Annotated in this window: 5 protein-coding genes and 1 pseudogene; 4 read left to right on the top strand and 2 right to left on the bottom strand. The window is 64.0% G+C overall.

What is annotated here, in order from left to right; translation table 11 throughout:
• Positions 1-207, top strand: a pseudogene (locus J0I64_RS07130) (hypothetical protein); the annotation flags it as partial.
• Between the two features lie 73 nt (positions 208-280).
• On the top strand, positions 281-1,915 hold the full coding sequence (locus J0I64_RS07125; RefSeq protein ID WP_291406902.1) for a globin-coupled sensor protein: 1,635 nt from the start codon (positions 281-283) through the stop codon (positions 1,913-1,915).
• A gap of 52 nt (positions 1,916-1,967) precedes the next feature.
• On the opposite strand, the gene J0I64_RS07120 is transcribed toward J0I64_RS07125, so the two are convergent.
• The gene (locus J0I64_RS07120) at positions 1,968-2,498 is read right to left on the bottom strand and encodes a peptidylprolyl isomerase (protein ID WP_291406901.1); all 531 of its coding nucleotides are present in this window, start codon (positions 2,496-2,498) and stop codon (positions 1,968-1,970) included.
• A 225-nt stretch (positions 2,499-2,723) separates the two neighbouring features.
• Complete coding sequence (locus tag J0I64_RS07115) at positions 2,724-3,917, bottom strand: MFS transporter (protein WP_291406900.1); 1,194 nt, start codon at positions 3,915-3,917, stop codon at positions 2,724-2,726.
• 172 nt (positions 3,918-4,089) lie between these two features.
• Between J0I64_RS07115 and J0I64_RS07110 the strand changes: the two genes are divergently transcribed.
• The gene (locus tag J0I64_RS07110; RefSeq protein WP_291406899.1) at positions 4,090-4,743 is read left to right on the top strand and encodes a metalloregulator ArsR/SmtB family transcription factor; all 654 of its coding nucleotides are present in this window, start codon (positions 4,090-4,092) and stop codon (positions 4,741-4,743) included.
• Positions 4,744-4,939: 196 nt separating this feature from the next.
• The coding region (locus tag J0I64_RS07105; RefSeq protein ID WP_291406898.1) for an MG2 domain-containing protein at positions 4,940-8,240 on the top strand (3,301 nt) is incomplete at its 3' end.

Genomic DNA, 8,240 nt, shown 5'->3' with positions numbered 1-8,240 from the left:
CCCGAAGCCGCGCCGCTGGAGCTCGCCGAGGTCGAGATGGATGTCGGCTGCGTGCTCTCGCCGCTGGCGAAATACGGTGCTTTCGGCACAAGGATCTGCCGGCCGCAGGCGCTTGCGCTGCTTGAGCAGGACTATCTTCGAGGTTTCGCCCAGCCGGGACGCCGCAGGCCCGATGTCGGGCCAGGGGCGATCCTCAAGGCGGGATGACAACCAGCGCCGGCGGCATCCGGGACAGGTCCGCACAGGCAATTCGTCGATTTCGGGCACTACTTGGGGGAGCATGATGGTACCTGCGCAAACTACGGAAATTCAGGATAAACTTGCATTTGTGGGGCTCGACGAGCAGGCAATGGGCCTGATCCGCTCGGTGCGGCCCCATGTCGAAAAGCACCTCGATGGCGCCCTGACACGGTTTTACGGGCTAGTCTCGAAGCTGCCGGCGGTGTCGCGGTTCTTCTCCAGTCCTGATCATATGACGCACGCCAAGACACGGCAGCTTCAGCACTGGCAGGCTATTGCCGCGGGCGAGATGGGCGAGGCCTATCATCGTAGTGCAATGACGGTGGGGGACGTTCATGCCCGCATCGGTCTCGAGCCCAGATGGTATCTCGGCGGCTATGGACTGATCCTCGAAACGCTGGTGTCAGGCGTTCTGAAGGATGGTCTTTCCGATCGTCTGACTGGCAGGGGGCTTTTCGGTCGGCGACGGTACTCGCGTGAGGAGTTGCTGGTCGAGGTCGATGCGGTGGGGGAAGTCCTTGGCGCACTGGTCAAGGCGGTACTGGTCGATATCGATATCGCTACGAGCCGCTATTTCGAAAAAACCAATGCGGAAACCAGCTCACTCAACCGGCAGATCGCTGCCGTCGTTGGGGCGGCGCAGGCGGGCGATTTCGGTGGCCGCGTCAGCCTGCAATCGAACGATCCCGCAATCATCGGCCTCGCCGAACAGGTGAATACGTTGATCGCGATGGTGGATCGCGGCCTTGGCGCCACCACCGAAACACTGTCTGCCTTTGCCAGCGCTGACTTGACGCGCAGCATGCAGGGCGAGTTCGAAGGCGCTTTCGCGGTCCTCCAGCGGGACGTTAATACAGTTGGTCAGCGGCTGTCTGAAGTGGTTGCCCGGCTGCGCGGCGCCACCACGGCCCTGCGCGACGCGACGGGCGAGATTCTTGTCGGAGCCAACGACCTCAGCATGCGCACGAGCCGCCAGGCAGCAGCAGTGGAGGAGACTTCGGCGGCCATGGAGCAACTGGCCGGGACCGTGCGGCAGAATGCCGAGCGGGCGAGCGCAGCCAGCCGCAGTACGCGGCTTGCCTCGACGGCGGCGCTCGATGTGGGCCAGGTGATGCAGCAGGCGACGGAGGCCATGGGCTATATTTCCGCCTCCTCGACCCAGATCGCCAGCATTCTGGGGCTTATCGACGACATCGCCTTCCAGACCAACCTGCTGGCTCTGAATGCTTCGGTGGAGGCGGCGCGGGCCGGCGAGGCCGGAAAAGGCTTTGCTGTGGTGGCGGTGGAAGTACGCCGGCTTGCGCAATCGGCAGCTACGGCCTCACTCGAGGTCAAGGCGCTGGTCGAGCGTTCCGGGACAGAAGTTGCCACGGGAAGCAAGCTTGTGGATCAGGCGAGCCGCAAACTGGCCGATATGGTCGCAAATGTCGATGAAAGCGCGAACCTTGTCGAGGGAATTGCCCAGGTCAGCCGCGATCAGTCCGATGCAATTGCGCAATCCTCGGATGCTGTGCGCGATCTCGATGAAATGACCCAGCACAATGCGGCGCTGGTGGAAGAGACCAATGCGGCCATCGAACAGGCCGATGCACAGGTGCAGGCCCTGGAGCGTTTGATCGAGGTTTTTCGGATGCGCGAGACGCAGGAGCACACGCTGAGGCGCCAATCGGCGTGATGGCCGATGCGGGCAGCTTCTGGCGCGCATCGGCAGTTGTTTGGCAGGCGGCCTAAACGCGAGCTAGCCCGAGCAGGGGAATGGGGTGAACCATATTGTCCGAGCTCTCGGCCTTGGCGTGGAGGGCGCGGACGACGTCCATGCCTTCTTCGACCCAACCAAAGGCTGCAAAGCCCTGGCCATCGGGCTGGCGCTTGCCGCCTTCGTCGAGTTCGGGCTGATCGCCGACGCAGATGAAGAAGCCCGGGGAGGCCGAGCCGGGCGCGAAGCGCGCCATGGAGAGGGTGCCATCGCGGTGACGGAGGCCGGTCTTGGAGGTGGGCTCGTGGGCGATATAGGGCAGGGGCGTCGGATAGTGGTCGACCTGGATCAGGTGGCCGAACTGGATCACTTCGATCTTGGCGGGAACCGTATCAGGCTGGTTTTCCATCGAGACGATGCGGTGAATGGTCGTCCCTTCAAGGAGCCCCTGGTCCACATAGGCGAGGAAATTCGTCGCGGAGATCGGAGCGTGTTCCAGATCGACGGCGACGACGATATCCCCGAGCGGGGTAGTGATCTTGACTTTGGGCAGTTGGGACATGTGGGAGGTCGGCTTATTTTGTGGTCGTTTGGGTCGGGGCCGGGAGCGCGTATCCAAGACTCAAGGCCAGAGGGCGCGGGCCCGGCAGAAGGCGGCAGGGTACAGGAGGACGCCTACCCCACGCCAGCCAAGAATGGGTCCGCCGCTCCCCGATCCCCCGCGAAGGTGGCAGAACGAAGGCCCCGCAGCGCGGGGCCACGCTTTATCTGGGCACAGTTGGCACCATCAGGCACCGGCGACCGCTGCGGGCTTGCGGCGATAGCCAAGCCACAGCAGGGCCGCCGCGGCGAGCGCGAGCCAGGGCAGCAGCATGACGTTGAGCATCTGCCAGCCAAAGGCTTTCAATAGCGCGGCTGCGCCGAAGGAGCTGGCAAGGCCGATGGCGAAGATGATCATGTCATTTGTCGCCTGGGCGCGGCCGCGTTCGGCGGGCGAATAGGTCGTGGTGAGCAGTGTGGTGCCCCCGATATAGAGGAAGTTCCAGCCGATCCCGAGGAGGATGAGGGCGCTGGCGAAGGAAGCAAAACCGGTGCCGGTGAGCGTCAGGAGCACGTGACCAGCGAGGATCAGCACCCCGGCGAGCATGATCCTGATGACCCCGAACCGGGCGATCAGCGAGCCCGTGATGAAGGAGGGCAGGAACATGCCGAGCACGTGGAGCTGGATGACGGTGGCGGCGGTCGAAAGATCGTGGTCGTGATGCAGCATGGCGAGTGGCGTCGCGGTCATGGCGAGGATCATCACGCCATAACCGGTTGCCGCGCCAAAGAGGGCGACGAGATAGGCGGGCTGGGTGACGATGGCGCGCCAGGGGCGTCCCTGCTGCGTGGTGCCGGGCTCGTCTTTGGTGGCCGGCATGCGTAAGGCCGAGAGCACGCCTGCACCGACGAGCGAGACCAGCGCCATGAGGAGGAACGAGCCGGCATATTCGGCGCTCAACAGGTCCGCGCCGAAGCGGCCGACCATGGGCCCGGCCAAGGCGGCAACGACACCGCCGCCGAGGACCAGCGAAATAGCACGCGAGCGGAAGGTGTCGTCGGCGACTTCGCCTGCGGCAAAGCGGTAAAACTGTGCAAAGGCCTGATAGGTGCCGACGAGGAAGGTGCCGAGGGACAGGAGAAGGAGCGAGCCGAGCCACATGCCCGCAGCACCGGCTATGCCGCCGCCAACGCCGAGCAGAGCGCCGAGAACGAAGCCGGCGCGACGGCCGACACGACTCATCCAGATCGATGCCGGGAAGGTGGCGACGGCGGTGCCGAGGAACATGGCGGCGATCGGCATGGTGGCGAGTTCGGGTTGCGACGCGATCCGTCCGCCGGCGAGCCCGCCCACGGTCATCACCATAACCGAAGCGGTCTGGAACAGGGCCTGGGCGCTGGCCAGCAGCATGACCTGGCGGTGCATGGATGTGCCTGGCATCAGCGCACCACCATCGATTTGGCCGGGGTTGGCAGGGTGAAAGCGCCTTGGACGCTCGGGATGAAAATACTCGGAGTAGAGAGCGATGGCATGCGGCGTTGTCCCTCCCGGGACGGCGTGGTAGAATACATTCAATAATTCTATTGAATGAACTAGCGTGGCGAAACCCGAAGTGTCAACGTGCAATCCCAAGCAGGCGCTCTATGAGCAATTCGCCGTGGTGGCCAAGGCGCTCGGCAATCCGCAGCGGCTCGAACTGATCGAGCATCTGGCGCAGGGGCCGCGTAGCGTCGATGTGCTGGCGAACAAGGTCGGACTGCCCATTGCCAATGTTTCCCAGCATCTGCAGGCCATGCGGCGGGCGGGGCTGGTGGCTTCGGAGCGTGAGGGCAAGTTCGTCAAGTACCGGCTATCGGATGCCAGTGTGCTCAGCGCCTTTGCCGCGATCCGGGCTGTGGCCGAGCGGCATTCGGCCGAGGTCGAAAGTGTGGTGCGCGGCTGGTTCGACCGGCATGACGACATGGAGCCGGTGTCGCGCGAGGAGCTGGCGGGGCGCATGGCCGAGGGGCTCGTGACCGTGATCGATGTGCGCCCGGCGGATGAATTTGCGCTGGGCCACCTTGCTGGCGCCATCAATGTGCCGCTGGCTGAACTCGACGGCCGCTTGCAGGAGCTGCAGGGCCGCGAGATCGTTGCCTATTGCCGCGGTCCCTGGTGTGTCATGTCCTTCGAGGCCGTGGCGGAGTTGCGCGAGCGCGGTTTCAGTGCGCGTCGGCTCGATGGCGGACTGCCGGAGTGGCAGATGGCCGGTTTGCCGATGGAGTAGGCTGAGGCCCTCCCGGTGGCCTCCGCACGCTCCAGAACGGGCGGGCCTGTAGGCGCCGTATGCAGGTCCCTGGGGATTTTCCGGCCTTGTGGTGTTCGAGACCGCTAAACTGCTTTGAAAATGTCACAATTTCCATACCCCTTGCTTTCTTGATGGGGTTGGCTTCCTTATGCGGAGCCATATTTGGGAGGGCAGCATGCTGGGTGGACGCCGCGCAGTTCGTACCGTCTTTGGCGCATTGGTTCTGGCTTTGGCCGGGCTCATGCCGGTCGCAGCCGAGACGAAGATAACGCTCTTCGACAACACCGACCTGCCCGGCTTCGACTATTCCATCGTCAAGAATACTGACCTCGACAGCTGTCAGGCAGCGTGCAGCGACGACAATATCTGCCGCGCCTTCACCTATAATTCGCGTAGCCAGTGGTGCTTCCTCAAGGGGGATATCGGTGACCGCGCCGAGTTTTCCGGCGCCACCTCCGGCCGCATCAGCCGCTCTCCGAGCCCCGCGGTGACCGAGGCGACGCGCCAGGCCGAACTGCCGTTCCCGGCCCAGTCGCTGATCGATACCGCAAAGTCCTTCGCCCGCGATCTGCCCCAGACCGATGCGCCGGCACCGAAGGCCGTTTATGCCGATCTCGTCGCTTCGGGCGACGAGGAAGTGGCAAACGAGAATTATCCGGCAGCCATGGTCGCCTATCGCCAGGCCCTCGCCATCAATGGCAATGACCGGGCCGTGTGGCAGGCGCTGGCCGAAGCCGCGCTGCGGCGCGCCGATGTCGTTGCCGGGCAGAGCGAGGGAGACAATAGCTATGACCTCTCCTATGTCGGCACCAATGCGGCGATGAACGCCTTTTTGCGCTCGACCAGCGCAGAGGAACGCGCGGCGGGCCTAAGGGCGCTCGCCAATTCCATGGAATATCGCGAGATGTGGCGCGAGGTGATCTCGACCTATCGACTGGCGCTGAAGCTGGCGCCCGATGCGGACGTGGAAGCCCATCTCGATGATGTGGTGGCCCAGCACGGGTTCCGCGTGACCGACCATGTGGTCGATGCGGAAGCTGCCGCGCCGCGCATTTGCGTCGTGTTCTCCGAACCGCTCGCGAGCACGGATGTTTCCGCCTATGTTTCTGTCGCCAATGCGCCGCAGGTTTCGATCGAAACCGAAAGCGAGCAGGTTTGCGTCGAAGGCGTGCAGCACGGCAATCGCTATACGATCAAGCTGCGCGCCGGCCTTGAAGCGGCCAGTGGCGAAGAGCTGGCTAGAGATATCGACCTCAGCGTTTATGTGCCCGATCGCGCGCCCTTCGTTGGCTTTGCCAATAATGCCTATGTGATGCCGGCCGGGCTCGGCGGCGGGCTGCCGATTACCTCGGTCAATGCCGAAACGGCCGAGGTGATGATCTATCGCATTGGCGATCGCGGCATTGCGACGGCGGTGCGCGACGGCGTGTTCCAGGGGAGCCTCACGCAATATAATGCCGAGGATATTGCCGATCGCGTGGGTCAGCAGGTCTGGAAGGGCGAGGTCGATCTCGCGCAGGGCGACAATAATGCGCTGACGACGACGGCCATTCCGGTGGCCGAGGCGCTGGGGACGCTCGAAGCCGGGGCCTATGTGATCACGGCGCGGATCAAGGGCGAGCCGGAGGACGATTATTGGTCGGACCTGGCGACGCAGTGGTTCATTGTCACCGATCTCGGCGTGACGACGATTGCCGGCGACGATGGCGTGCATGCCTTTGTGCGCAGCCTCGAAACGGCGCAGCCGGTGGCCGGGGCCGATGTGCGGCTCGTGGCGATCAATAATGAAATTTTAGGCGAGGCCAAGACCGATGCGGATGGCCGCGCGGTGTTTGCGCCGGGTCTGGGGCGTGGCACGGGTGGAAGGGCGCCGCAATTGCTGGTGGCCGAGACCGAGGGGGATTATGCCTTCCTCGATCTTTCAAAACCTGCCTTTGACCTGACCGATCGTGGGGTTGAAGGGCGTCCGTCGCCGGGGCCGCTTGATCTCTTTATGACCACGGAGCGCGGCGTTTATCGGCCGGGCGAGGTGGTGCATCTGACCGCGCTGCTGCGTGATGCGCGGGCCGAGGCGGTGGAAAACATCAAGCTGACGCTGGAGGTGGAGCGCCCGGATGGCGTGGTGGCGTCAAGTGAGGTTTTGGATGACGAGGGCGCGGGCGGCTATTATGCGGCGCTGCCCATGGCCAGCGAAGCCATGCGCGGCTCGTGGACGCTGCGGCTCTATTCCGATCCCAATGCCGACGCGCTCTCCAGCACGACTTTCCTCGTGGAAGATTTCGAGCCGGAACGCCTGGCCTTTGAAATCAAGCCGCAGGGCGAGGGGGCGTTTTCGGCCACTGAGGCCAACCTCATCGATATTGCGGCGAAGTATCTTTATGGCGCGACGGCGCCGGGGTTGTCGGTTGAAGCCGATGCCATTGTGCGGCCGCGCACGACGCTGCCGGAATTCCCGGGCTTCACCTTTGGCCGGCTCGACGACACTATTGAAACCACGCGCGAGCCGCTCGGCACGGTCGGGGTGACCGATGACGAGGGCAATGCGGTGGCCGAAGTGTTCCTGCCAGAGGGGCAGGCGACGACGCGGCCGCTGGAAGCGCAGGTGCTGCTGCGGCTGGTGGATACCAGCGGGCGGACCGTGGAACGCAGCATTACGCGGGCGGTGCTGGCGGATGGGGATCGGATCGGGATCAAGCCGGTCTTTGCCGATGCGACGGGGCTCGAAGAGGGCAGCGAAGCGCAATTCGAACTGATCGTCGTTTCGCCCGAGGGCGAGAAGGTGGCGGCGACAGGGCTCGACTGGACGCTGTCGCGGGTCGAAACCAATTATCAGTGGTATCGCGACGGCAGCACCTGGAAGTGGGAGGGGATCACCACCACCCGCGAGATTGCCAATGGTTCCGCCGATACGCCGGATGGCGGTTCGGCGACGGTGGGCGCCAATGTCAATTGGGGACTCTATCGTCTCGAAGTCGAGGGGCAGGGCACTTCGTCGAGCTACGAATTCTATGCCGGCTATTATTATGCCGATGCGGGTTCTGACACGCCGGATACGCTGCAGGTGGCGCTCGACAAGCCGGCCTATAAGGTTGGTGAAACGGCGAACCTGAAGCTCGACCCGCAGTTTGCCGGTACGGCTCTGGTCATGGTGATCGACAATCGCGTCATCGCCATGGAGGCGGTGGAGGTGCCAGAAGGCGGTACAACCGTGCCGCTGGACGTGACCGAGGAATGGGGTCCGGGTGCCTATGTGACGGCGGTGCTCTATCGTCCGTCCGACACGGCGGAAAAGCGCATGCCTTCGCGGGCGCTGGGCCTGGCCTTTGCCGATGTGGAGCCGGGGGATCGCAAGCTTGACGTCAAGCTCGATGCGCCCGACGTGACGTTGCCGCGGCAGAGTTTTGAGGTGAGCGTTGACCTCGCCAATGTCGCTGCGGGCGAAAAGGCCTATGTGGCCGTGGCTGCGGTGGACCTTG

The sequence above is a fragment of the Devosia sp. genome, assembly GCF_017307565.1.
In the GTDB taxonomy this organism is placed as follows: domain Bacteria; phylum Pseudomonadota; class Alphaproteobacteria; order Rhizobiales; family Devosiaceae; genus Devosia.
Note: the sequence above shows the minus strand (reverse complement) of the source record. Positions and strands in the feature narration are given on the sequence as shown.

Bases quoted from the DNA above. Each gene is read 5' to 3' on its own strand.
- J0I64_RS07125 (WP_291406902.1), top strand. From the start codon at position 281: ATGATGGTACCTGCGCAAACTACGGAAATTCAGGATAAACTTGCATTT.
- J0I64_RS07115 (WP_291406900.1), bottom strand. From the start codon at position 3,917: ATGCCAGGCACATCCATGCACCGCCAGGTCATGCTGCTGGCCAGCGCC.
- J0I64_RS07120 (WP_291406901.1), bottom strand. From the start codon at position 2,498: ATGTCCCAACTGCCCAAAGTCAAGATCACTACCCCGCTCGGGGATATC.